The organism is Nocardioides daeguensis, from assembly GCF_019192965.1.
In the GTDB taxonomy this organism is placed as follows: domain Bacteria; phylum Actinomycetota; class Actinomycetes; order Propionibacteriales; family Nocardioidaceae; genus Nocardioides; species Nocardioides daeguensis.
On sequence record NZ_JAHTKU010000001.1, the window covers coordinates 38533 to 61777 of the forward strand.

General features: G+C 69.8%; 23 protein-coding genes. 3 read left to right on the top strand and 20 right to left on the bottom strand.

Annotated features, from left to right (window positions below; all coding sequences use genetic code 11):
* The first annotated feature begins 30 nt into the window (after positions 1–30).
* Entirely contained in the window at positions 31–720 is a 690-nt protein-coding gene (locus KU893_RS00205) for a class I SAM-dependent methyltransferase (protein WP_257440708.1), read from the top strand.
* Here the strand turns inward: KU893_RS00205 and KU893_RS00210 are convergent.
* The 3 genes from KU893_RS00210 to KU893_RS00220 are packed head-to-tail and all read right to left on the bottom strand — an operon-like array spanning position 691 to position 3895.
* On the bottom strand, positions 691–1845 hold the full coding sequence (locus KU893_RS00210; RefSeq protein WP_218232293.1) for a prenyltransferase: 1155 nt from the start codon (positions 1843–1845) through the stop codon (positions 691–693). The genes KU893_RS00205 and KU893_RS00210 overlap by 30 nt on opposite strands.
* On the bottom strand, positions 1842–2591 hold the full coding sequence (locus KU893_RS00215) for a class I SAM-dependent methyltransferase (protein ID WP_218232294.1): 750 nt from the start codon (positions 2589–2591) through the stop codon (positions 1842–1844). Before KU893_RS00215 ends, KU893_RS00210 begins: the two co-directional genes overlap by 4 nt.
* A gap of 11 nt (positions 2592–2602) precedes the next feature.
* Positions 2603–3895 carry a glycosyltransferase family 4 protein gene (locus tag KU893_RS00220; protein ID WP_218232295.1) on the bottom strand — a complete coding sequence of 431 codons (1293 nt, stop codon included), beginning with the start codon at positions 3893–3895 and terminating at the stop codon, positions 2603–2605.
* Positions 3896–4046: 151 nt separating this feature from the next.
* Here KU893_RS00220 and KU893_RS00225 point away from each other — a divergent pair, with 151 nt between their 5' ends.
* Complete coding sequence (locus KU893_RS00225) at positions 4047–4658, top strand: TetR family transcriptional regulator (RefSeq protein WP_218232296.1); 612 nt, start codon at positions 4047–4049, stop codon at positions 4656–4658.
* Between the two features lie 14 nt (positions 4659–4672).
* Here the strand turns inward: KU893_RS00225 and KU893_RS00230 are convergent, their stop codons facing one another.
* From KU893_RS00230 to KU893_RS00300, 15 genes are read right to left on the bottom strand one after another with little or no spacing between them, the layout of a single operon-like run.
* Positions 4673–5428, bottom strand: coding sequence for an SDR family NAD(P)-dependent oxidoreductase (locus KU893_RS00230; protein ID WP_218232297.1), 756 nt, complete (start codon positions 5426–5428; stop codon positions 4673–4675).
* Between the two features lie 2 nt (positions 5429–5430).
* Entirely contained in the window at positions 5431–6354 is a 924-nt protein-coding gene (locus tag KU893_RS00235) for a 3-oxoacyl-ACP reductase (RefSeq protein ID WP_218232298.1), read from the bottom strand.
* On the bottom strand, positions 6351–6590 hold the full coding sequence (locus KU893_RS00240) for a ferredoxin (RefSeq protein WP_372449650.1): 240 nt from the start codon (positions 6588–6590) through the stop codon (positions 6351–6353). Before KU893_RS00240 ends, KU893_RS00235 begins: the two co-directional genes overlap by 4 nt.
* 41 nt (positions 6591–6631) lie before the next feature.
* On the bottom strand, positions 6632–7105 hold the full coding sequence (locus KU893_RS00245) for a pyridoxamine 5'-phosphate oxidase family protein (RefSeq protein ID WP_218232300.1): 474 nt from the start codon (positions 7103–7105) through the stop codon (positions 6632–6634).
* Positions 7106–7112: 7 nt separating this feature from the next.
* Entirely contained in the window at positions 7113–8111 is a 999-nt protein-coding gene (locus tag KU893_RS00250; protein ID WP_257440709.1) for an NAD(P)/FAD-dependent oxidoreductase, read from the bottom strand.
* Positions 8112–8130: 19 nt separating this feature from the next.
* Positions 8131–9024, bottom strand: a complete 894-nt coding sequence (locus tag KU893_RS00255; RefSeq protein ID WP_218232301.1) for a hypothetical protein — start codon at positions 9022–9024, stop codon at positions 8131–8133.
* Between the two features lie 22 nt (positions 9025–9046).
* Positions 9047–9637 (bottom strand): Rv1363c family protein, encoded by a 591-nt coding sequence (locus KU893_RS00260; RefSeq protein WP_218232302.1) that lies wholly within the window; start codon positions 9635–9637, stop codon positions 9047–9049.
* Entirely contained in the window at positions 9634–10905 is a 1272-nt protein-coding gene (locus tag KU893_RS00265) for an MCE family protein (RefSeq protein WP_218232303.1), read from the bottom strand. Before KU893_RS00265 ends, KU893_RS00260 begins: the two co-directional genes overlap by 4 nt.
* Positions 10902–12248, bottom strand: a complete 1347-nt coding sequence (locus KU893_RS00270) for an MCE family protein (RefSeq protein WP_218232304.1) — start codon at positions 12246–12248, stop codon at positions 10902–10904. The genes KU893_RS00265 and KU893_RS00270 overlap by 4 nt, the downstream gene beginning before the upstream one ends.
* Positions 12245–13483 carry an MCE family protein gene (locus KU893_RS00275; protein WP_218232305.1) on the bottom strand — a complete coding sequence of 413 codons (1239 nt, stop codon included), beginning with the start codon at positions 13481–13483 and terminating at the stop codon, positions 12245–12247. The genes KU893_RS00270 and KU893_RS00275 overlap by 4 nt, the downstream gene beginning before the upstream one ends.
* Positions 13480–14469: an MCE family protein gene (locus tag KU893_RS00280; protein WP_218232306.1), complete on the bottom strand. Its 990-nt coding sequence runs from the start codon at positions 14467–14469 to the stop codon at positions 13480–13482. Before KU893_RS00280 ends, KU893_RS00275 begins: the two co-directional genes overlap by 4 nt.
* Positions 14466–15557: an MCE family protein gene (locus KU893_RS00285; RefSeq protein ID WP_218232307.1), complete on the bottom strand. Its 1092-nt coding sequence runs from the start codon at positions 15555–15557 to the stop codon at positions 14466–14468. The genes KU893_RS00280 and KU893_RS00285 overlap by 4 nt, the downstream gene beginning before the upstream one ends.
* On the bottom strand, positions 15554–16894 hold the full coding sequence (locus KU893_RS00290) for an MCE family protein (RefSeq protein WP_218232308.1): 1341 nt from the start codon (positions 16892–16894) through the stop codon (positions 15554–15556). Before KU893_RS00290 ends, KU893_RS00285 begins: the two co-directional genes overlap by 4 nt.
* Positions 16895–16901: 7 nt before the next feature.
* Entirely contained in the window at positions 16902–17741 is an 840-nt protein-coding gene (locus KU893_RS00295) for an MlaE family ABC transporter permease (protein WP_218232309.1), read from the bottom strand.
* Entirely contained in the window at positions 17741–18514 is a 774-nt protein-coding gene (locus tag KU893_RS00300; protein ID WP_257440710.1) for an MlaE family ABC transporter permease, read from the bottom strand. Before KU893_RS00300 ends, KU893_RS00295 begins: the two co-directional genes overlap by 1 nt.
* A gap of 181 nt (positions 18515–18695) precedes the next feature.
* Between KU893_RS00300 and KU893_RS00305 the strand changes: the two genes are divergently transcribed.
* Complete coding sequence (locus tag KU893_RS00305) at positions 18696–19382, top strand: ion channel (RefSeq protein ID WP_257440711.1); 687 nt, start codon at positions 18696–18698, stop codon at positions 19380–19382.
* Here KU893_RS00305 and KU893_RS00310 read toward each other — a convergent pair.
* Positions 19363–20694, bottom strand: coding sequence for an MFS transporter (locus KU893_RS00310; protein WP_218232310.1), 1332 nt, complete (start codon positions 20692–20694; stop codon positions 19363–19365). The genes KU893_RS00305 and KU893_RS00310 overlap by 20 nt on opposite strands.
* 299 nt (positions 20695–20993) lie before the next feature.
* Entirely contained in the window at positions 20994–23120 is a 2127-nt protein-coding gene (uvrB, locus tag KU893_RS00315; protein WP_246591390.1) for an excinuclease ABC subunit UvrB, read from the bottom strand.
* Between the last annotated feature and the right edge of the window lie 125 nt (positions 23121–23245).

A 23245-nucleotide genomic window follows, 5' to 3' on the forward strand; every position in this document is an offset into this window, starting at 1 on the left:
AACGCGTTCTAACTCTACTAGAGTGGCCGGGTGACCGACACCACGCCGTCCACCATGCCGTCCGACCTGCTGGACCATGCCCGCCGCGCGAAGGGCTTCATGCCCGAGGACGAGGGCGCCCTGCTGCACCGGATCGCGCTCGAGCGACTTCCCCACGGGCCCGCGCTCGAGGTCGGCACCTACTGCGGCAAGTCCGGGATCTACCTCGGTGCCGCCGCGCAGCAGGTCACCCGCGAGACGGGGACGACGGCCGTCGCCTTCACCGTCGACCACCACCGCGGCTCCGAGGAGAACCAGGCCGGCTGGGAGCACCACGACGCGAGCGTCGTCGATCCCGAGCTCGGCCTGATGGACACGCTCGGCCAGTTCCGCAAGAACATCGCCCGCGCCGGCCTCGAGGACCATGTCATCGCTGTCGTCGGCCAGTCCACGACCGTGGCTGCCCACTGGCGCACGCCGCTGTCGCTGCTGTTCATCGACGGCGGGCACGGCGAGGAGCCGGCGCGCGCCGACTACGAGGGCTGGGCACACTGGGTCGAGGCGGGCGGCTACCTCGCCATCCACGACGTCTTCCCCGACCCCGCCGACGGCGGCCGGCCGCCGTACGAGCAGATCTACCTGCCCGCCCTGGCGAGCGGGCAGTTCACGGAGGTCGCCGTCGCCGGCTCCCTCCGTGTCCTGCAGCGCACGTCAGGAGCGGCCGGAGACCCGCTCGGCTGAGGGGCAGTCGCACTCCAGCGCGATCTCGTCGAAGTGCGGGGCGAGCGAGGTGCCCCGCATGATCCCCGAGCCCGGGGTCGCGTGGCCGTAGGTCTCCCCGAGCGCGTCGACGGCGAGCACCACCGCCGCGGCGGTGTAGGTGGTGTGCTCGTGCGGCCAGTGCACGTCACGGGGCTCGTCGTCGGGCGCCGGGCGGGTGGGGTCGGTGTAGACCCAGCCGGTCCAGTAGCGGCCGTCGTCCTCGCGCAGGTGCTGCATCTCGGCGAGGAGCGTCAGCGCCCGCCTGCTGGAGTCGGAGTCGCCGAGGACGTCGAGGGCCATGGCCAGCTCGCAGGTCTCGGCGCCGGTGACCCAGGGGTTGGTGTCGACGCAGTGGATGCCGAGACCGGGGACGACGAAGTCGTCCCAGCGGCGGGCGAGCAACTCACGAGCGGCGTCGCCGCGGACCGGGCCGCCGAGGACCGGGTAGTACCAGTCCATCGAGTAGTTGGACTTGTCGGCGAAGCGGTCGGGGTGGGTGCGCACGGCGTGGCCGAGGCGGCCGCCGGCGAGCTCCCACTCCGGCTGCGGGTCGTCCATCAGGTCGGCCAGAGCGACGCCGGCACGCAGCGAGTGGTAGATGCTCGAGTTGCCGGTGAGCAGGCAGAAGTCGTCCTCGGGCGTCCAGCGGATGCCACCGAACGGCTCCTGGAGGGAGACCACGAAGTCGAGCCCGGCGCGCACCGAGGGCCAGTAGCGCTCGACGAAGCGGATGTCGCGGCGCACCAGCCAGTGGTGCCACAGGCCCACGGCGAAGTACGCCGACATGTTGACCTCGCCGCGCTCGTCGTCGGGCACGCCGCCGACGATCTTCATCGGCCACGATCCGTCGGCGCGCTGCATCGTCGGGATCCACGCGTAGGCACGCTCGGCCGCCTCGACCTGGCCGCCCACGAGCATGGCCATCGCGGCCTCGACGTGGTTCCAGATGTCGACGTGCTCCCCGGTCGTCCAGGGCACGGCGCCCCACGGCTCCTGCATCGCGGCGATCGCCGCCGCGGTGTCGGCCACCTGCTGCGCCGACAGCACGCCGTCGACGTACGGCAGGCGGCTCAGCGGGACCTCGGGCGTCGCGCCCCGGCTCACGCCGCCTCCGGCTTGCGGAAGTAGAGCACCATGCTCTTGCCGATCAACGGGTCGAGCACCTTGCCGGCGACCTGGAGCGCCTTGGGCTGCTTCATGATCTCCCAGACCAGCAGCTTGTGGTACGCCTTCGCGAGCGGGTGGTTGTCGTTCTCGACGCCCACGGCGCACTTGATCCACCAGTACGGCGCGTGCAGGCCGTGGGTGTAGCTCTTGCCCTCGAACACCATGGCGTCGCCGGGCGTGCCGTCGTTGGAGCGGCCGCCCTTGGTGACCTTGTCGACCAGCTCGTGGTCGGTGTAGATCCGGATGTGGCCGCCCTCCGCGTGGTGGTAGTCGGCCGACAGGCGCCAGTTGATGACCTCGGGCAGCCAGCGGGGCACGGTCACCGCCAGGGTGCCGCCCGGGCGGAGCACGCGGATCAGCTCGCGGATCGCGGCGACGTCGTCGTGGATGTGCTCGAGGACCTCGGAGCACACGATCCGGTCGAACTCGCCGTCGGCGAAGGGCAGCGCGAGCGCGTCGCCCTGCTTGACGTCGGCCTCGGCGCCCACGGGCACCTCGCCGGCCTCCTTCATGGCGACGAACAGGTTGCGGACGTTCTCGAGCTCCTCGGCGTCGAGGTCGAACGCGATCACGTCTGCGCCGCGGCGGTACATCTCGAAGCTATGGCGACCGGCACCGGCGCCCATGTCGAGGACGCGGTCGCCGGCCTGCAGGCCCAGGCGGTCGAAGTCAACGGTCAGCATGTCTGTTCTCCTCAGGCCTTCTCGGCCGTCTCGGCCTTGTACTCGGCGATCACGTCTTCCAGCACCTCGGCGGTGCTGGCAGCGACGGCACTCCAGCTGAACAGCTCCTTGACCCGACGGCGGCCGGCGGCCCCCATCTCGGCACGGCGGGCCGGGTCGTCGAGCAGGGCGGCCAGAGCGGTCGTCAGGGCACCGACGTCACCGGGCTCGACGACGTCGGCGCACAGGCCGTCGGGACCGACGACCTCGGGGATGGCTCCGGCCCGCGAGACGACGAGCGGCGTCTCGCACGCCATCAGCTCGGCGGTCGGGAGCGAGAAGCCCTCGTACAGCGAGGGCACGCAGGCCAGCTCGGCCGAGCCCATCAGGGCCACGAGCTCGTCGTCGGTGAGCCCGTTGGCGAAGGAGACCCGCCCGGCGATGCCGAGCTGGTCGATCAGCTTCTCGGTGACGCCGCCCTCCTTGGGCTTGGTCACCAGCACGAGCTCGAGGTCGCGCTCGACGACGAGCTTGGCGAAGGCCTCGAGCAGCACCGAGATGCCCTTGAGGGGCGCGTCGGCGCTGGCCATGGCGAGGATCCGGCCGGGGACGCGGGGCTCGGTCGGCGGCACGAACCGGTCGTCGACGCCGAGCAGGATCGTCTCGATCCGCTCCGGGTCGACCTTGAACTCACGCACGACATCGCGCTTGGACGACTCCGAGGGCACGATCACCCGCCGCAGCTGGGGCGCGGTGCGCTTCTGCTGGGTGAGGAAGGAGTACCAGCGCCACACGCCGATCTTCGGCAGCTCGAAGCGCCACCGCGAGCCGGCCTTGCGCTTGGCCCAGACGGCGGCGGCCAGCTCGATGCGCCGGTCCATCGTGATCGGGTGGTGGATGGTGGCCGCGAGCGGCAGGCCGACCTTCGCGGGGTCCTCGATGCCGAGCAGCGGCGTGGCCAGGGTCTGGTTGTCGAAGACGATGTCGAAGTCGTCGCGACGGGACCGCAGCAGCTTCACGACCCGCTTGCTGAACGTCAGCGGTTCCGGGAAGGCCCCGCTGCGCATGGTCAGCCACTCCTCGACGTCGACCAGGTCGCGGTACTCGCTCGGCCGCGGGTTGCGGAACTCGTCGCCGGGCCGGTAGAGGTCGAGGCTCGGGACCTTCGTGAGGGTGACCCCCTCGTCGAGCTCCGGGTAGGGCTGGCCGGAGAACACCTCGACCGTGTGGCCCAGGGCCACGAGCTCGCGCGTCAGGCGGCGGATGTAGATCCCCTGGCCCCCGACGTGCGGCTTGCTGCGGTAGGACAGCATCGCGATTCGCATCAGGTGTATCTCCCCAAGTCGTGCTCCCGGGGAGCAAGGTTGTAACAGAATCGTGGTGGAACGTGTTCCAAATTATGCGCTACCTGCCGGTAGCCTATCGACTGGGTCCTCAACAACCCGCCTCGTCATCTTCAACCCAGGGGGACATTCCGTGAGCATCGCGAACTCGGCGACGTCCGAGGACGTCGGATCGGCCGCACAGCGCGAGCGCCGCAAGCGGATCCTCGACGCGACCTACGAGCTGGCCAAGTCCGGCGGCTTCGACGCGGTCCAGATGCGCGCCGTCGCCGAGCAGGCCGACGTGGCCCTCGGCACGCTGTACCGCTACTTCCCGTCCAAGATCCACCTGCTGGTCTCCGCCCTGGGCCGCCAGTTCGAGGAAGCCTCGGCACGCCTCAACGAGCGCGACATCCCCGGCGACACCCAGGCCGAACGCGTGCTCTACGTCCTCAAGCGGATGGCCAGGGGCATGCAGGGCGACCCCAAGCTGACCGAGGCCCTCACCCGCGCCTTCATGTTCGCCGACAGCAGCGTGACCAACGAGATCCACGTCGTCGGCATGGCGATGACCTCGATCGTCACCCACGCGATGCACGGTGGGGTGCCTGACGAAGGCGCCCTCACCGAGGAGGACGTCGCCATCGCGCGCGTCATCGGCGACGTGTGGCTCTCCGCCCTGGTGGCGTGGGTGACCGGCCGCTCCACGGCCGCGGACACCGCGACGCACATGGAGAAGGCCGTTCACCTCATCCTCCGCGACTGACCCGTTCGGGGCCGTCACGCCCCGAACGCGTGGGTCGAGGTGACACCGCCGTCGACGGCGATCTCGGCGCCGTTGATGTACGACGACTCGTCGCTGGCCAAGAAGACGTAGACCGGCGCGATGTCCTCGGGCGTGCCGACGCGGCGCAGCGGCACCTTGCTGGCCCCGTACTCCATGGCGGCGTCGCCGCCGTGCACCCGGGTCATCGGGGTGTCGATCATGCCGGGGTGCACGGAGTTGACCCGGATCCCCCGCGGACCGAGCTCCATCGCCGCGCACTTGGTCATGCCGCGGATGGCCCACTTGGTGGCGGCGTACGCCGTGCACGACGGCATGCCCGCGAGCCCCTCGACCGACGAGGCGTTGATGATCGAGCCGCCGCCGTTCTTGCGCATGGTGCGACTGACCGCCTGCATGCCCAAGAAGACGCCGAGCTGGTTGACCCGCCAGAGCAGCTCGACCTCCTCGGCGGGCATCCGCTCGATGTCGCCGAAGCGCAGGATGCCGGCGTTGTTGGCGAGCACGTCGACCGGGCCGAAGCGGGAGTTGGCGTCCTCGACCAGGCTCGCCCAGGAGGCGACGTCGCTGACGTCGTGGTGCACGAAGTGGGCGTTCGCGCCCAGCTCGTCGGCCAGCGCCTGGCCCTGCTCCTTGGCGACGTCGGCGATGACGACCCTCGCCCCCTCGGCGACGTAGGCGCGGGCGATCTCGGCGCCCTGGCCCATCGCGGCGCCGGTGACGATCGCGACCTTGTTCTCCAACCGTCCCATGCTCACACCGTCAGCTTCATGATCGAGTCGGCGGCGAAGCCGACGTGGGGGTCGCGGCCGGCGAAGAAGCCGCCGAGCTGCTTGTCGAGGTCGTCAGCGGTCCACAGGTCGCCGGAGGCGTCGAAGCGCTCCTCGACGACCGGCGCCGCGACGACGGCCACCATGCCGCCGTACACGACCATCACCTGGCCGGTGATCCGCTCGGCGGCCGGCGAGGCGAGGTAGGCGACGACGGGCGCGACGTGCTCGGGCGAGTAGGGGTCGACGGCCTTGCCGGACTGGTCCTCGCCGAAGACCTGGGCGGTCATGGCGGTGCGAGCCCGGGGGCAGATCGCGTTGGCGCGCACGCCGATGCGGGACAGGCCGCGAGCGCTCGACAGGGTCAGTGCGGCGATGCCGGCCTTGGCGGCGGCGTAGTTGGCCTGGCCGGGCGAGCCGCCGAGGAAGGCCTCGGACGCGGTGTTGACGATGCTGCCGTAGACGGTGCCCGACTCGCTCTCCTTGGCCTTGCCGCGCCAGTAGGCGGCGGCGTTGCGCGAGAGCAGGAAGTGGCCACGCAGGTGCACCGCGATCACCGCGTCCCAGTCGTCGTCACCGAGGTTGAAGAGCATCTTGTCGCGGGTCATGCCCGCGTTGTTGACCACGATGTCGAGGCCGCCGAGCTGCTCGACCGCGGCGGCGACCATCGCGTCGGCCGTGGCGCGCTCGCTGACGTCCCCCGGGACGACGACCGCCTCGCCGCCGAACGCACGGATCTCCTCCGCGGCCTCGTCGCCGGCGCCCGGCAGGTCGTTGATGACGACCCGGGCACCGGCCCGGGCCAGGGCGAGCGCCTCGGCGCGGCCGAGACCGGCCCCGGCGCCGGTGACGACGGCGACCAAGCCGTCGAGGCTGGTGGTGCTGGTGCCGCTGCTCGGGGTGCTCACGCGTCGTCCTCCACGAGGGTGATGGCGGCGCGCGGGCAGGCCGCGACGGCGCGCTTGACGTTGTCGATGTTCTCGTCGGTCGTGTGCTCGGTGCGCAGCTGGAGGAAGTCGTCGTCGTCCAGCTCGAACACCTCGGGCGCCATGGCCTCGCACAGGCCGTTGGACTCGCACAGGTCGAAGTCGACCTTGATCTTCATTCGTGACCCCTCAATTCTTCGTTGGCAGGCAGGGCCCACCAGGTTTCGAGGCTCCTCGCTCGTTCCTCGCTCGGAGCACCTCAACCACCGGTCATCTTCCGGTGGTCCCAGGACGCGACCCGCTCGGGGTGGATGACCACGCCCACCCGCTTGGTCGCCTGCTTCTCCACGGCCTTCATGCCGATCTCCCCGAGCGACTCGAACGAGTCGGCGCCGACCATCCGGGTGGCGACGGCCGAGCCGATCTCGAGGATCGTGTCGTGGTCGCGCACGATCTCCGCGCGCCCCTCGATGGAGACGCCGCGCAGCTCGAAGTAGTCGGTACCGTCCTCGACGAGCGCGGTCACCCGCGGGTCGCGCTCGAGGTTGAGGATCTTCTGGCTGCGGCCGTAGGTCCAGAACGCGATCTTCCCGTCGCGCACGACGTAGAAGAGGGTCGTCAGGTGCGGGAAGCCCGCGACGCCGTTGGCGGCGACCTGCACCTTGAGGTTCTCCTCGAGCAGGCCCTGCACCTCCTCCTCGCTCAGCTTGACCTTGTCGCGTCCAGAGCTCATGTGGGCGTCAGCTCCCTTCCGAGGAGTGGCCGGGGAACACGTGGGCGGTCGGGTCGATGACCACGGCCGCGTTGTTGACGGCGGTCGCGGCCTCGCCGAAGCCGACCGCGATCAGCCGGACCTTGCCGGGGTACTCGGTGATGTCGCCCGCCGCGAACACCCGCGGCAGCGAGGTGCGCATCGACGGGTCGACGACGACGTGGCGACGGTGCGTCTCGAGGCCCCACTGCTGCAGCGGGCCCAGGTCGGCGACGAAGCCGAGGGCGGCGACGACGGCCTGCGCGGGCAGCACCCGGGACTCGCCGTCGACGACCAGCTCGAGCTCGGCGAGCGGGCCCGCCGTACCGCCGGCGCCGTCGCGGAGCGCGGCGACCTCGGCCTTGGTGACGACCTGCACCGACGAGGCCAGCACGTGGTCGACGGTGCGCTGGTGGGCGCGGAACGCATCGCGGCGGTGGACGAGGGTGACCGAGCGTGCGATCGGCTCGAGGTGCAGCGCCCAGTCGAAGGCGCTGTCGCCGCCACCCACGATGACGACGTCCCGGTCGCGGTAGGGCTCGAAGGCCGGAACGAAGAACTCGACGCCACGACCGATCCAGCCCTCGGCGGCCGGGAGCGGGCGCGGGCTGAACTTTCCGATGCCGGCGGTGATGACCATGGCCTTCGCGCGCACGGCGGTGTCGTCGTCGAGGGTGAGCGTCAGTCCGTCGTCGTCGGTGACCAGCTCGGTCGCCGTCCGGCCGAGGAGCTGCTCGGGCTTCGCGGTGAGCGCCTGGACGACCAGTCCCTCGACGAGGTCACGGCCCTTGACGTCGGGGAACCCGGCGACGTCGAGGATCGCCTTCTCCGGGTACATCGCGGTGATCTGGCCGCCGAGCTCGGGCAGCGAGTCGATCAGCGCGACCCGCATCCCGCGGAAGCCGGCGTAGTAGGTCGCGAACAGACCGCTCGGCCCGGCGCCGACCACCGCCAGGTCGCAGTCCACGATGCTTCCGGAGGTGACCACGACCGAACTGTAACGTGTTCTAGTTCCTCTTGTCTCCGGTCGGCGCGTCTTCGGTCGGCGCGTCTTCGGTCGGCGCGTCCGCGGAGGGCGCGCCGCTGGGCGAGGTCCCCTGCCGCGCGGCCGCGGACGGGTCGTCGGTGTCGAGCCGGTCGACGAGCCAGCCGTGGTCGGTGTGGACCATGGTGACCAGGACGCGGTACGGCGTCACGACGGTCTCCTTCTTACCGTCCCGCACCCGCTCCACGACCTGGTTGAGGAAGACCAGCGCCTCGAGCCGGGTCCGGTTGGCCCGCACCACGCCCTGGGCGACGACGCTCGCCTGGACCTTGAGCTGCTGGGCGATGCCCTGCTCCTTCACGTCCCCGATCGTCTTGAGGTAGTCCTTCTCGTAGCGATCGGTGGTGAGCGCGACGGCGTTCTTCACCTCGTCGTCGTACTTGCTGTAGTCGACCGAGACGAGCTCCTGGGCGGCCTTGGCCGCGGCCTCGACGCCGTCGCGCCACTGCAGGGCGGACACGACGACCGGTCGGCCCTTCGGCACGACCAGGCTGCTGGTGCCGTCGCTGACCCGCGCCTGCTCGTCGTCCTCGTCGCCGAAGCGGTCGACGGCGAGCAGCACGAACTCGGCGACCAGCGCGATGGTCACCAGGGCCAGCAGCGCGATCAGGATCCGGGTGGTCCGGGGACGGCCCAACAGGCCGGGCTCGTCGTCGGCCGCGACGTCGAGCTGCGGCGCGAGGACCGTGTCGCCCCCGGCAGCAGGCACATCGGTCGGCGCGTCGTCCGGCGTCCCGTCGTCCGGCGTCGTGTCGTCGGCCGCGGGCCGCGGGACACCGGCCTGGCCGGCGATCCGGCGTGGTCGCGGGGTCTGGCCCCGGGAGCTGGCGGGCTTGCGGGGGGTGGGGCGGGTCATCTGTTCCTCGTCCTGCGCAGCATCAGCCGAGCGCGACGTACTGGAGGTCCTTGGTCAGCCACCGACCGTCCTCCCGCACGAGCTCGAGCTGGATGCGGTAGTTGCGCGCCTCAGGCTGGAAGTTCGTCGTCTTGTTCTTGACCGTGCCGCTGGTCGCGACGATCGCGGTGGCGGTGTCCTCGTCCCCGGCGACCAGGCCGGCCCAGACGACCTCGGCGACCATGTTCGACTGCGCCTCGATGGCGAGCTTCTCGAGGTCCTTCGCGCCCTTGGAGTACTGCGAGAGGAACGTGCCGGTCGCCATCGACTTGACCGCCTCGACGGTGCGGCCGGGGTCTTGGTAGTCGAAGTTCACGAACGCGGTGACCATCTTGCTGGCGGCCTCGAGCTGCGCGGCCGTGCGCTCCTGCTCGGCCTCCTCGGCCAGCGGGACCGCCTCGACCAGACCACGGCCGACGTCCTGGCCCGCACCCGGCACCACGTCGGTGCCGTTGACCTCGTTGTCGGAGGTGCTCACGTGCAGGTACAGCAACAACAGCGCCACGCAGCCACACACCACCGTGGCGGCGTACAGGGCGATGTTGAGGCGGACCCGGCTCCGGTCGGCCGTCACTTGCTCGCCACCGGACCGACCAACAGCCACTTCCACGCATCCCCTCCCAGGACGGACAGGTCCTCCGGCTGCCGTAGCTCGACCGGAGTCCCCTGGTTGTCGACCAGCCCGGGCACCTGGCCGGTGGACGGGTCGTAGGTGCCACTGTAGACGCGGCCGGGCGAGGCCCGGTTCTTGCGGTTCGCCGGAGCGTACTTGCTGCCGCGCATCGAGTACGGCGCCCCGGCCGTGCAGCTGACGTCGGCCGGCTTGCGGTCCGTCAGGTCCTGCGTCGAGCGCCACTCGGACGGCGGCACGTAGCCCTGGGTGCACGGCGGAACGCTGTAGTCGAACTGCAGGTTGACGTGCCCCCAGCCGTCCGCGGTGCTTCCGGACGGACCTCCCGCGATGAGCACCGGGTAGGTGACCAGCAGCTGCTCGATGCCGTCGAGCTCGGTCACGAGCACCTGGTCGACGGTGACGAGGTCGCCCAGCAGGACCGGGATGGTCGGCTGGAGATCCTTGAGCAGCCGGGTCAGCGCCTTGGCGGCGCCGGGCGTGGCGCTGAGCACCGTGCGCAGGTCGCCGTCACTGCCCCGCAGCGCCGAGGTCAGCGTGTTGAGGTCCTGGGCGAACCGGCGGATGTTCTCCTTCTGTCCCTGCTGGGTCTTCAGCACTGCCAGACCGCTGTCGAGCAGCTGGATGGTCTCGTCGGTGTGGGCGTTCGCCTCGGCGATGAACGCCGAGCCGCCGTCGAGGAGCTTCTGCAGGTCGTCACCGGTGTCGGTGAACATGGTCCCGAGCTCCTTGACGACCTTCTCCAGGCTGTCCTTGTCGACCGAGCCCACGAACCGGTTGAGGTCGACCAGCAGGTCGCCCTCGTCGACCGGCAGCGACTTGTCGTCGCCGGCGAACGTCGAGCCGTCCTTGGCGTAGGGCCCCTTCACGTCGGCCGGCTGGAAGTCGAGGTACTGCTCGCCGACGGCCGAGAGGTTGTGGACGAAGAGCCGCGAGTCGAGCGGGAGACGGGTGTCCTCCTCGAGGTCGAGGGTGAGGTCGACGCCCTCCTCGGTGGTGTCCATCTTCGCGACGCGACCGATCTTCACGCCGCGGTAGGTCACCTCGCTGCCCTCGAAGAGGCCGCCGGAACCGGGCAGGCTCGCGGTGACGGTGATCCCACGACCGGTGATCCGGTCGACGACGCCGAGGTAGCTGGCGGCGATGTAGGTGATGCCGACGGCGCTGAGGACCACGAAGGCCATCAGCCGGATCCGCACTCCCCTGGTCATGTCAGCCCTCCGCCGAGCAGGCTCTCCGGCGTCGTGCGGTACGACGACGGTTGGGCACCCGCACCGGTGAGCCCCTTGAGCAGCCCGCCGAGCAGCCCGTTGGGACCGAGCACGCCGTTGGAGCCGCCGAGCAGGCCGCCGAGGTCGAGGTTGGGCAGCGAGGTCAGCAGCTTGCAGACCGGGCTGCCGCTGATCTTGGGGTCCTTGCACTTGTTCTGCAGGTCCAGCAGCAGGTTGACGTCGCTGAGCACCTTGAGGCAGGACACGCTGGTGAGGCTGCCGCTCCGGAGGCACTTGGTGACCGAGTCGAGGACCTGTCCCAGGTCGGGCAGCTCGATCTCGGGCAGACCGAGCGTCTTGTAGAGGTTCTCGAGGTTGAGGTCCGCGCGGATGATCGTGTCGGCGTAGTCGCCCTGCACGATGTTGTTGGCCGCCTGCGGGAACGGGAAGCTCACCAGGAGGTTGAGGCCGGGTGCCAGCTGCTCGTCGGCCTCGGTGAGGCGACGCAGGACCGGGCTCAGGTCCGCGAGGATCTTGAGCACGTCCTCCTTGCTGGCGTTGATCACGCGGGTCCCGACCTCGCCGAGCTTGTCGAGGGAGCCCAGCATGGCGATCAGCTCGTCGTGCTGCGCGGCGAGGACGTCGACGGCCGGGCCGACGGCATCGAGGGCGTCGCCGATCGTCTTCTTCTCGGCGTTGAGGGTCGAGGTCAGGTTGTTGAGCGACTCGAGCGCCTGGATGATGTCGAGCTTCTGCTGGTCGATGGTGCCGACGACCGAGTCGAGGGACGACAGCAGCGCCCGCAGCCGGTCCTCGCGACCGGACATGACCAGGTTGGCCTCGTGGGTGATGGTGCCGAGCTGGGCCACGCCACCGCCGCTGAGCAGGAAGGAGAGCGCGCCGAGCACCTCCTCGACCTCGGGGTTGCGGCCGGTCTTGGCGAGCGCGATCTCGTCGCCCTGGCCGAGCCGCCCGCTCGGCGCCTCCTGCTCGGGCGCCTGGAGCGAGACGTACTTCTCGCCGAGCAGGGAGACCTGCCGGATGTCGGCGATCGCGTTGTCCGGCAGCTTCACGTCCTCGCGCAGCCGCAGGGTGACCTTGGCGTTCCAGCCGGACCGCTCCACGTCGGTGACCTCGCCGACGACCACGTCGTCGACCATCACGGGCGATCGCGGCACGACGTTGAGCACGTCACGGAAGTACGCCGTCACCTCGAACGCCTCGTCGGCGTCGACCGGGTGACCGGGAAGCGGCAGGTCGTAGGCGCCGTCGAAGCTGCTGCAGCCGGTGAGCAGCGCCGTACCGAGGAGCAGGGCGACCAGGCCCTGCCAGCGGCGCCTCACGAGCCACCTCCCAGCAGGCTCTGGACGGAGGCGCCGTCGCCGGTCGAGTAGGACACGTCCGAGATCTCCGGCACCTTGACGCCCTTCCGCGAGGCGGCCTGCTTCGGCAGGTACTGCTTGAACCCGGGCGGGAGCCACGGCAGCTTGGTCACGATCGGCTCGATCAGCTTCTCGATCAGCTCGCAGGCCGTGTCCTTGAGGGCCGGCGGCATCGCCGGATGCTGCTGGATCAGACCGCAGATGAAGCCGTCGGCGTCCCAGACGTTGCCGCCGATGGCGAAGCGGGAGTTCTGGCTGTCGCTGACGTGGTCGAAGCCCATGGCCAGGTTGCCCATCGCGACCGGTGCCACCTCGACGGCGGTCTTGATGTTGTCCTTCTCCGAGGCGATGGTGCTCATCACCTCGGTGAGCTTCTCGATGTCGGCGACGAAGGCGTCCCGGTTGTCGCGCACGAAGCCCTTGACGCTGCCGACCGCCTTGGCGACGGCGGCGACCGCCTGCTGGAGCTCGTCGCTCTCCTCGGCGAGCATCGACGAGACCCCCGTGAGGTCCTGCATGAAGCCGCGCACCAGCGAGTCGTTCTCGGCGAGGGTGGTGGTGAACTTCGCGAGCTGGGTGACCGACTCGAACAGCGGGCCGGACCCGTCGCCGAAGGTCTGCGCCGCGTCAGCGAGGTCCTGGATCATCTGGTTGCCCTGGGTGCCCTGCCCGCCGAACGCCTTGTTGCCGGCCTCCAGCAGGTGGTCGAGGGTGCCGTCGGCGTTGACGCCGTTGGGGCCCAGCGCCCGGGTGAGTGCCTGGAGGCTGCCGTAGATGCGGTCGAGCTCGACCGGAACGGCGGTCTCGGGCAGCGCGATGTCGGCACCGTCGGCCATCACGTCGCCGCCCTGGAAGACGGGCGTGAGCTGGACGAAGCGGTCAGCCACGAGGGTCGGGGTCACGATGACGGCCTGCGCCTTCGCCGGGACCTTGTACGACGCGTCGTACTCCATCTCGACCCGGACCGAGTTGCCCTCGGGGATCACCGCGGTCACCTTGCCGACGTTGACGCCGAGGATCCGCACGTCGGTGCCCTTGTAGACGCTGACGGCACGCGGGAAGTGGGCGGTCACGGTCTTCATCTCGGCCGGCGAGCGAACCAGGTTGACGGTCACGGCGAGCAGCAGCACCGCGGCGACGACGGCGATGACGCGGCGGTCGATGCGCTTGAGGACGGTGGACACCACGGCGATCACAGCCCCGTTCCTGGGACGAACTCACCGGTCGGGATCGCGAGCACGTTCGCGGCGTAGGCGTCGAACCAGGGCCCGGTACCGATGATGTTGCTGAGGATGGACACGTAGGGACCGAGCGCCGCGAGGGTCGCCTTGAGCTTGTCGTTCTTCGAGACCAGGAAGGACACCAGGCCGTCGACCTCCTGCAGCGCGGGGCCGATCTGTGCCTCGTTGTCCTTGACCACGCCGCGCAGCTCCTTGGCGAGGGTGCGGGCGTTGACGAGCAGCGCGTGCACCGCCTCCTTGCGCTTGGTGAGCTCCTGGAACACCAGGTCGCTGTTCTTCATCAGCTCGACGATGTCGTCGCTGCGGTCGGCGAGCACCTTCGTGACCTCCTTCGAGCTGTCGAAGAGGGTCTGGATCTCGGCGTCGCGCGAGGCGATGCTGCGCGAGAGCCGCGAGATGCCGTCGAAGGACGCCTGGATCTCGGGCGCCGCCTCGTCGAGGGTGTCGGCCACGGTGTCCAGCGCCTGGGCGAGCTGGTCGGTGTCGATCTCCTCGGTCGTGGTGGTCAGGTCGCCGAAGACCCCGACGATGTCGTAGGCCGCCTGGGTGCGCTCCATCGGGATGGTGCCGCCCTCGGCGAGCTGGCCCTCGCCCCCCGGCTGGAGGTCGAGGAACTTCTCGCCGAGCAGGTTGAGCACCTCGATCGAGGCACTGCTCTGCTTGCCGAAGTCGACGTCGCCGTCGACCTCGAACTTCACCTTGACCCGGTCACCGGCGAGGGTGACCGCCGCGACCCGGCCGACCCGGATGCCGCCGACCTGGACGATGTTGCCCTTGTGGATGCCGCTGGCGTCGCTGAACTCCGCGTAGTAGGTCGTGCCGCGGAACCCCGGGAACTTGCCGAGGTTGAAGGTCGCGGCCGACACGACGGCCATCACCACGAGGGTGACCACGCCGAGGCGGAGGACGCGGGCGTCGCGGGTGCGCTGGTGCTTGTTCATCGGTCCTGACACCTCGGCGCCTTGGACTTGAAGGAGAACTTGGTGATGTAGTCCTCGATCTCCTTGAGGATCGGCAGGTCCTTGATGATCGGCAGCCGGATCCGGGCGGAGACGCCACAGACGTAGTACTGGTACCAGGACCCGTAGGTGCCGGTCCGGGTCTGGTCGGTCATCATCTCCGGCATCCGGTCGAGGAGGCTGGCCAGGTTGTCCCGGTTCTCCTTCTTGTTCAAGAGCTTGGCGAGCTCGCGCAGCGCGGCGATGTCCTCCTGGACCAGCGGACGGCCGCGGCGCAGCAGGTCGGCGACGGCGACGGTCAGCTGGGAGATGTTGTCGAGCGAGGAGCCGATCGTGTCGCGGTCCCTGGCCAGGTCGGTCATCCAGTCCTTCAGCTCGACGATGAGCGAGCTCAGCTGCTGGTGCCGGTCGTCGACCGTCTTCAGGGTCTGGGTCAGGTTGGTGACCACGTCACCGATCAGCTGGTCGCGGTCGGCGAGGGTCGAGGTGAGCGACGCGGTGTGGTCGAGCAGGCTCTTGACCGTGCCGCCCTCCCCCTGCAGGACCTGGACCAGGTTCATGCTCAGCTCGTTGACCTGGTCGGGCGTCAGCGCTGCGAAGAGCGGCTTGAAGCCGTCGAACAGGACGGTGAGGTCGAGCGCCGGGGCGGTGTTGCCGACCGGGATCGTGTCACCGTCGGACAGCCGCTCGGCCTCGGCCGCGCCGGCACCCTCCTCGAGGCTCAGGTAGCGGTCGCCGACCAGGTTCAGGAAGCGGATGCTCGCCTTGGACGCCGTGGTCATCTTGACGCCGGCGTCGACCTTGAAGGTCACCTTCGCCATCGTGCGGCGGTAGTGCTCGACCTTCTTGACCTCGCCGACGTTGACGCCGGCCACCCGCACGTCGTCGCCCTTCTCGAGCATCGTCGCGTTGGTGAAGATCGCCTGGTACTCGTTGCGGTCACCGAAGCCGATGTTGCCCATGATCACGGCCAGCAGGCCGGTCACGAACACGGAGACGACCGTGAACACGCCCAGCTTGATCGCCGCGGCCCGCGTGGCCGCGTTGCGCTGGTTGCCCCCGGGGTTCATCCGGCCGCCTTCCCTTCGCGGACCACCGGCCCGTACAGGAGCGAGCCGAGGGAGCCGTACGACGCCGCGTCGTGGCCCGTCTCACCGGCCAGCATCGCGTTGACGACGCGCTGCTCGGCCACGCTGCCGGCGTACCCACTGTCGATGGCGGGCGGGCGGCCGAGCAGACCGAGGCCGAGTCCGTCGAGGCCCAGTCCCTGGAGCGGGAGCGGCGAGAAGCCGCCCTTCTCGTCGATGTCGGAGCCCTGGTCGAGGGGATGGGCCGGCGCCGGAACGGTGAAGTCCGGCAGGCCCAGGCACCACGGCCCGTGGCCGACCTCGCCGTAGGTCGGCAGGTCCCGCTCGTCGTAGGGCCGGAACTGCGGCTGGAAGAACTCGATGTACTGCTTGACCACGTTGCCCTCGAACGTCTTGGACAGGATCGGCGCGTAGTTGGCGGCACCGCGGATCAGGCAGGGGAACTCCGGGGAGTACTCCGCCAACAGGTCGAGCACCGGCGCGGTGACCTGGCCCATCCGGATCAGGTTCTGCTCGTTGTCGCCGAGGAGCTCGGTCGCGGTGTCGGAGAGACCGGTGAGGTCGGAGAAGAAGACGTCGAGGTCCTTGGCCTTCTCGGTGACCGTCTTGCTGGTGACCGTCACGTTGTCGAGCACGTCGAGCAGGTCGGGTGCGGCGACGTCGTAGGCGTCCGCGACGTCGGCCAGCGCGACCAGGTCCTTGCGCAGCGTCGGCAGGTGGTCGTCGATCGCGCCGATGTAGTCGCCGAGCTGGTCCATGGTGGAGCCGAGCTGGTCGCCACGGCCCTCGAGCGCGGTGGCGAGGGCGTGCAGCGTGGCGTTGAGGTCGGCGGGACGAACCGCGCGCAGCAGCGGGAACAGGTCGGCGAGCACCTGGCTCAGCTCGACGTTGGTCTCCACCCGGTCCGAGGAGATGACCTGGCCGTCGCGCAGGTGACCGCTCGCCGCCTCCGGTCGGACCAGCGCGACGAACTTCTGGCCGAACAGGGTGGTCGGCAGGATCCGCACGCTCACGTTGGCCGGGATCTTCTTCGCGGCGTCGTTGTCGATGGCGAGGGTGATCTCGGCCTGCTCGCCGTCCTGGTCGATCTTGTCGACCCGGCCGACCAGCACACCGTTGACCCGGACGTCGCCGAACTTGGCCAGCTGGAGACCGGCCCGGTCCGCCTTGACCGTCACGACGGTCGAGTTGTCGAAGGTCTTGTTGTAGATCGCGATGGAGAGCCAGACCAGCAGCGCGATCACGCTCAGGAAGACGACGCCGGCGACGAGGAGCCGGTTGTGCTCCTTGGCGCTGTCGTGATGGATGTTCACCAGCATCGGCGGCTCACCCCGTGATCCGCACGGTCGTCGTCGAGCCCCAGATGGCGAAGCTCAGGAAGAAGTCGGCGGCGACGATGGTCACGATGCTGGTCCGGATCGCCTTGCCGACCGCCCGGCCGACACCGGCCGGCCCGCCCGACGCGGTGTAGCCGTAGTAGCAGTGGATCAAGATCACCGCGACCGCGAGGAAGAGCAGCTTGAAGAAGGACCAGATCATGTCGATCGGCGGCAGGAACTGAAGGAAGTAGTGGTCGTAGGTGCCGGCGGACTGCCCGTAGATCAAGGTCACGATCAGCCGCGGCGAGAGGTACGACGCGCACAGGGCCACGATGTAGAGCGGGATGACCGCGATGAAGGCGGCGACCATCCGGGTCGTCACGAGGAACGGCAGCGACGGGATGCCCATCACCTCGAGCGCGTCGATCTCCTCCGAGATCCGCATCGCACCCAGGCGAGCGGTGTAGCCGCAGCCCACCGTCGCGGCGAGCGCGATCGCGGAGACGAGGGGGGCCACCTCCCGGGTGTTGAAGTAGGCGGAGATGAAGGCACTGAACTTCGCCACGCCCAGCTGGCTCAACGAGGCGTAGCCCTGGATGCCGACCTCGGTGCCCGCGAAGAACGCCATGAAGGCGATGACACCCACGGAGCCGGCGATGACGCTCAGGCCACCGGCACCGAACGCGACCTCGGCCAGGGTCTTGGTGATCTCGCGCGGGTAGCGCGCGATCGCGCGGGGCACCCAGGCCAGCGCCTTGACGTAGAAGAGCAGCTGGTCGCCGTACCCCTCGAGGCCGTTGCGGCCCGAGCGCACGGAGTCCTTGACCATCTCGTTGACGACCGCCATCACAACCCCACCGGCGGAGCGATCTGGAAGTAGATCGCGGTGATCACGGCGTTGAGGAAGAACAGCGCCATGAAGGCGATGATCACCGACTCGTTGACCGCGCGACCGACGCCGCTCGGCCCGCCGCCCGCGTTGAGGCCCTTGTAGGCGCCGATGATCGCGGCGAGCCAGCCGAAGATGACGGCCTTGATCATCGCGATGTAGAGGTCGGGCAGCGAGGCGAGGGCGGTGAACGACGACAGGAACGCGCCGGCGGAGCCGCCCTGGACGATGACCGTGAAGAAGTAGCCGCCGCCGATCCCGGTCCCGATCACGATGCCGTTGATCATCAGCGCGACGAACATCGTCGCCACCACCCGCGGGGCGACCAGCCGTTCGAGCGGATCGATGCCGAGGACCTCCATGGCGTCGATCTCCTCGCGGATCTTGCGGGCCCCGAGGTCGGAGCAGATCGCCGATCCCGCCGCACCGGCGATGATCATGGCGGCCGCCATCGGCGCCGCCTCGCGCACCGTGGCGAGCACCGCCGCACCGCCCGCGAAGGACTGCGCGCCGAGCTGGCCGGTCAGGCTCCCGACCTGCAGCGAGATGACGGCGCCGAACGGGATCGAGACCATGATCGTCGGCATCAGCGTCACGCTGGTGACGAACCAGGCCTGCTCGAGGAACTCCCGGAGCTGGAACGGCCGGGTGAAGATCCGCTTGGTCACCTCGACGACCATCAGCGCGATCTCGCCGGGGCCACGCACGACCGCCATGGCATTGAACGCCACGCCCCGACTCCTCTCCCCATATGTGCAAAGCCGGTCCCCCTCCAGGGACCCGGCGATATTAGAACACGTTCTCGTTGTGACCAAGGCGACTCGGCCAGCCCGTGGTCGAATTTCCTCCCCCGCCTCCCTCAACGGGCTCGGTGTGGTCAGGGTCACGGCAGGGGCTCCCTAGGATCGGGACGTGCAGAGCCTCGCGTCGCGTTCGTCCCGGCCGCTGGAAGCCGTCGGCCGCCATCCGTCGGCCGTCCTGCTGACCGCCCAGCTCGTGGTCGTGCTCGCCTACCCCGCGCTCGCCGGCTCGGCCGCCGGGCGGGCCGTGGTCGGCGTGTTCCAGATGGCCGTCGTCCTCAGCGCCGTGTGGGCCGTGCGGCGCACCCCGGTGCTCACCTGGGTCGCGCTGCTGCTGGGCGGCCCGGCCGTCGTACTCGCGGTGCTCGAGGCGGTGCAGCCCGCGGACCAAGCGATCGTGCTGGCGTCCGCGGCGTTCCACGTGCCGTTCTACCTGTTCGTCTCCTACGCGATGATCCGCTACCTCTTCCACGACGACCAGGTCACCTTGGACGAGCTGTTCGCCACCGGCGCGGCGTTCACCGTCGTCGCCTGGGGCTTCGCCTACCTGTACGCCGCCGCCCAGGTGCTCTGGCCCGGGTCCTTCGTCGGCTTCAACAGTCCCGACGGCACGGACCCGCTGAGCTGGTTCGAGCTGCTGTTCCTGTCCTTCACCACCTTGACCAGCGTCGGGCTGTCCGACGTCTACCCCGTGGTCAACCAGGCGAGGTCGTTCGTGATGGTCGAGCAGGTCGCGGGCGTCTTCTACGTCGCGCTCGTCGTGGCCCGTCTCGTCGGACTCAGCGCGCGTCGCGGCTGACCGGGTCGCCCAGGTCGCGCAGGTCGACCATCGAGGACCCCGACGCCACCTGCTCGCGGGTCGTGAGGGAGCGGATTCGCCGCCGGTAGCGGACCACCTGGACGACGCCGACGGCCCACAGGACGTACTGGCTGGCCATCGCCCACCGGAACGCCTCCGGGGTGTAGTCCCCCGAGCCCGGCGTCAGCGCGTCGAGCACGGCGCCCACCGCGAGCACCGCGAGCAGCGCCGAGGTGAACCCGCCGACGTTGATGATCCCGCTGGCGCTCGCCGTACGGTGGTCGGGGTTGCTGGTGCGCGCCACGTCGAAGCCGATCATCGAGCCCGGGCCGCCCGCGCCGACCACGACGATGAGCAGCACGAGCAGCGGCAGCGGGGCGTCGCCCGGCCAGAGCAGGACCAGCGCCCACACGGTCGCGAGGGCCGCGACGATGACCAGCGCGGTCGTCGAGCGGTGCCACGGGTGTCGCCCGACCACCCAGCCCAGCAGCGGGCCGTAGCCGACCGAGGCCACGACCAGCAACGAGAGCAGCGCGCTCGCCGTACCCGGGGAGACGTGCTCGGCGGTGACCAGGAACGGGAATCCCCACAGCAGCGCCATCAGCGCGGTGCTGAACGGGGTGACGAAGTGGACCCACAGCCCGAGCCGGGTCCCCGGCTGCGCCCATGACGCGGCCAGGCTGGCGACGAGCGCCCGCGCGCCCAGGGGCACGCCGCGCAGGTGGGCCCGGGTGGGCGTGTCGTGGAGCAGCGCCCGCAGCAGGACGAGGACGACGGCGCCGGCCACCGCCCCGCCCAGGTAGGCCCGGGTCCAGCCGAGGTGGCCCAGCGCCCAGGTCATCGGGGCAGCCGCCGCCAGGGCACCGAGCTGGCCGAAGTTGCCGGTCAGCTGGCTGACCAACGGCACCTGGCGCGGCGGGAACCAGGAGCCGACCAGGCGCAGCACGCAGATGAAGGTCATCGCGTCGCCCGCACCGACCAGGACCCGGGCGCCGAGGGCCAGCACATAGCTGTCGGCGAACGCGAACGCCGCCTGCCCGACGCTGACCACCGTCACGGCGACGGTCAGGACCGTGCGCGAGCCGAACCGGTCGACCAGCAGACCGACCGGGATCTGCATCGAGGCGTAGACGAGCAGCTGGAGCACCGTGAACGACGCCAGCTGGCTGGCCGAGATGTCGAAGCGCTCGGTCGCGGCCAGGCCCGCGACCGCGAGGCTGCTGCGGTGGAAGACCGCCAGGGCGTAGACGAGGAGGCCGACGATCCAGACGGTGTAGCGGCGCCCGGGGACCGGCCCAGGCTCGTTGCTCACACCGGCACGCTATCGGCTCGGTCCGCCCCGGACCGCCTCCGCGGGGACGTGCGACGGCTCACGGGTCGGACCATTGACCTGCCGCATCCTCACCGTTGAGTTGCCACTTTCTCGCCGTTGACCTGCCGATCAATGGTGAGTGCGGACAGCTCGACGGTGAGTTCCGGGCACCTCAACGGTGAGGATGCGGCAACTCAACGACGCCCGAGCTCACTTCGTCGCCAGCGCTCGCTGGCGCTCGCGCGCTCCCGCGCTCGTCGGGAGCGCTTCGAGCTCGTCCCTCGCTCGGCGCTCCCTCCTCACTTGGTTGCCTCCATCATCTGACGCAGCTCCTTCTTGAGCTCGCCGATCTCGTCGCGCAGCCGGGCTGCCAGCTCGAACTGCAGCTCCGCCGCGGCAGCCTTCATCTGCTCGGTGAGGTCCTGGATCAGCTGGGCGAGGTCCGAGCTCGGCAGGCCGGCCAGCTCGGCGGCGTGGCCGCCGATGTCGGTCGTGCGCAGGTGCGGCGTCGGCGACTTCGGCTTCACGCCGCCGGCACGACCCTTCTGGCCGACGTCGGCCCAGGTCTGCAGCAGCTCCTGGGTGGTCTCGTCCTCGCGGGCGAGCATCTCGGTGATGTCGGCGATCTTCTTGCGCAACGGCTGCGGGTCGATCCCGTGCGCCTCGTTGTAGGCGACCTGCTTGGCCCGGCGCCGGTTGGTCTCGTCGATGGCCGACTCCATCGACGGCGTGATCCGGTCGGCGTACATGTGGACCTCGCCGGACACGTTGCGTGCCGCGCGGCCGATGGTCTGGATGAGCGACTTGTCGGAGCGCAAGAAGCCCTCCTTGTCGGCGTCGAGGATCGACACCAGGGACACCTCGGGCAGGTCGAGGCCCTCGCGGAGCAGGTTGATGCCGACCAGGACGTCGTAGGCGCCCAGCCGCAGGTCGCGCAGCAGCTCGATCCGCTTGAGGGTGTCGACCTCGGAGTGGAGGTAGCGGGTGCGGATGCCGGCGTCGAGGAGGTAGTCGGTGAGGTCTTCGGACATCTTCTTGGTCAGCGTGGTCACCAGGACCCGCTCCTGCTTCTCGGCGCGGATGCGGATCTCGTGGATCAGGTCGTCGATCTGGCCCTTGGTCGGCTTCACCACGACCTCCGGGTCGACCAGTCCGGTCGGGCGGATGATCTGCTCGACGACGTCGCCCTGCACCTTGTCGAGCTCGTAGTCGCCGGGCGTCGCGGACAGGTAGACGGTCTGCCCGATCCGCTCGAGGAACTCCTCCCAGCGCAGCGGCCGGTTGTCCATGGCGCTCGGCAGCCGGAAGCCGTGCTCGACCAGGTTGCGCTTGCGGGACATGTCACCCTCGTACATGCCACCGATCTGGGGCACCGCGACGTGGGACTCGTCGACGACGAGCACGAAGTCCTCGGGGAAGTAGTCGAGCAGCGTGTTGGGCGCACTCCCCCGCGACCGGCCGTCCATGTGCATCGAGTAGTTCTCGATGCCCGAGCAGGAGCCGACCTGGCGCATCATCTCGATGTCGTACGTCGTGCGCATCCGCAGCCGCTGCGCCTCGAGCATCTTGCCCTGCCGCTCGAACGTCGCCAGCTGCTCGGCGAGCTCGGCCTCGATCCCGTTGATCGCGCGCTCCATCCGCTCCGGGCCGGCGATGTAGTGGCTCGCGGGGAAGACGTAGAGCTCCTGGTCCTCGGTGAGCACCTCGCCGGTGACCGGGTGCAGCGTCATCAGCCGCTCGATCTCGTCGCCGAAGAACTCGATCCGGACCGCCAGCTCCTCGTAGACCGGAAAGATCTCGAGCGTGTCGCCGCGCACCCGGAAGGTGCCGCGGGTGAACGCCAGGTCGTTGCGGGTGTACTGGATCTCGACCAGCCGGCGCAGCACCGAGTCGCGGTCGTGCTCCTCCCCGACGCGCAGCCGGACCATGCGGTCGACGTACTCCTGCGGGGTGCCGAGACCGTAGATGCACGACACGGTCGAGACCACGATCACGTCGCGGCGGGTGAGCAGGCTGTTGGTCGCCGAGTGGCGCAGCCGCTCGACCTCCTCGTTGATGGAGGAGTCCTTCTCGATGTAGGTGTCGGTCTGCGGGACGTAGGCCTCGGGCTGGTAGTAGTCGTAGTAGGAGACGAAGTACTCGACCGCATTGTCGGGGAAGAGCTGACGCAGCTCGTTGGCGAACTGCGCGGCCAGCGTCTTGTTGGGCTGGAGCACCAGCAGCGGGCGCTGCACCTGCTCGGCCACCCACGCGATCGTGGCGGTCTTGCCGGTGCCGGTGGCGCCGAGCAGGACGATGTCCTGGACGCCGTCGTTGAGGCGCTTGGTGATCTCCGCGATCGCCGCCGGCTGGTCGCCCGAGGGCTGGTAGTCGGACTGCACGTGGAAGGGCGCGACGCGACGCTCGAGATCGGTGACCGGACGCATGGTGCCAGCGTACGAGGGCCCGCCGACATGCCCGGCTAGCCGGGTCGGAGGTGGGCCGGAGTGGTCGGCGCCTTGTAACTAAGTGTTACGTCACGGTTATCCACCACATCAGCCCCACCAGCCCC